A 1,092-nucleotide genomic window follows, 5' to 3' on the forward strand; every position below is an offset into this window, starting at 1 on the left:
ATGGTGCGTCCGATGCCTAAGACGTCATGAAACTGCTTGGGATAGGTTTGGCGGGAAAAGGGCCAGAAGCGGGTACCGACGCCCCCGGCCATGATGACTACGTACGTGTGTTGGAAGTTCATTTAGGAAGTTAAAAAGCAGTTCAGATAAATGCACAGTAGCATTTATTTATTTGGCAGATTGAAATTTACAATATTATATTTTTCACTTTAATAGAAATCAGCAATATAATTAGACTATTTCTTAGAAGTATCCTTTTCTTGTTGCGTATCAATATATTTTAATAAGCTAGATAGAATATATTATCTAGCGAATGGACAGCTAGATTGAGCTAAGCATTGTAAGTTCACAGAGAGTAACTTAAGCCATTATACTTACATCTATCTTTTTACTAACTGGGATTTGATAAGAATATATATGGGGTATATGAATTGTTTATTCTACAAGATATGGCTGTAGTCAACTAATCGTATAGGGTGAAAATTTAAAATCCATTGAAGTTTGCGTCTATAGTTAATATGAATGACTAAAAAGTATTTTATGATAAATAAGTACTGGATTTTTACAATGGGATTATTTGAAGATTTTCATTGTATTATGATTGTTATGCAATTATTAATTTATAATGCTTTTCTATTGACTAAAACTATTATAATCAGCTGTATATTCAGTATATTAGCTCATTTTATTGTTATATGATAATAAAAATAAACTTTTTCAAAACATTTGATAGATTAATTAGCAGAAGACATAAAATTGTATTTTCTTTGAAAGAGCATTACTTGTACCGCCAATTCTTGTATTATTTCAAGCTTGTATGAGCGCCAGATCATTCCGCCAGGATCGGGTAGTTCTAGTAGAGCGGGTTGCTTTACTAGCCGTTCTTGCCAGTATTTTTACGGGATGTGTATCCTCGAAGAACTTAGCGCTCTTCCAGGAAGGCCCCAATACAACCGTTGATTCCCTTAGCATTGCTCAGCAGTACACACCCCGTGTGCAGGTCGGCGATGTGCTCTCCATTACCGTCAGTAGCTTAAACCCCGAGGCTTCGGCCGTCTTTAATCTGCCCGAGTCCCAAGCTATGATTCAAGG

1 protein-coding gene and 1 pseudogene are annotated in these 1,092 nt (G+C 35.7%); one reads left to right on the plus strand and one right to left on the minus strand.

Features of this window, described 5'->3' with window-relative positions; all coding sequences use genetic code 11:
- Positions 1 to 122, minus strand: a 122-nt coding sequence (locus C5O19_RS25790; protein ID WP_243406521.1) for a sugar phosphate nucleotidyltransferase, incomplete at its 3' end; no start/stop codon positions are given.
- Positions 123 to 817: 695 nt separating this feature from the next.
- Here C5O19_RS25790 and C5O19_RS25795 point away from each other — a divergent pair.
- A pseudogene (locus tag C5O19_RS25795) lies at positions 818 to 1,092 on the plus strand (hypothetical protein); the annotation flags it as partial.

It is taken from the genome of Siphonobacter curvatus (assembly GCF_002943425.1).
Lineage (GTDB): Bacteria > Bacteroidota > Bacteroidia > Cytophagales > Spirosomataceae > Siphonobacter > Siphonobacter curvatus.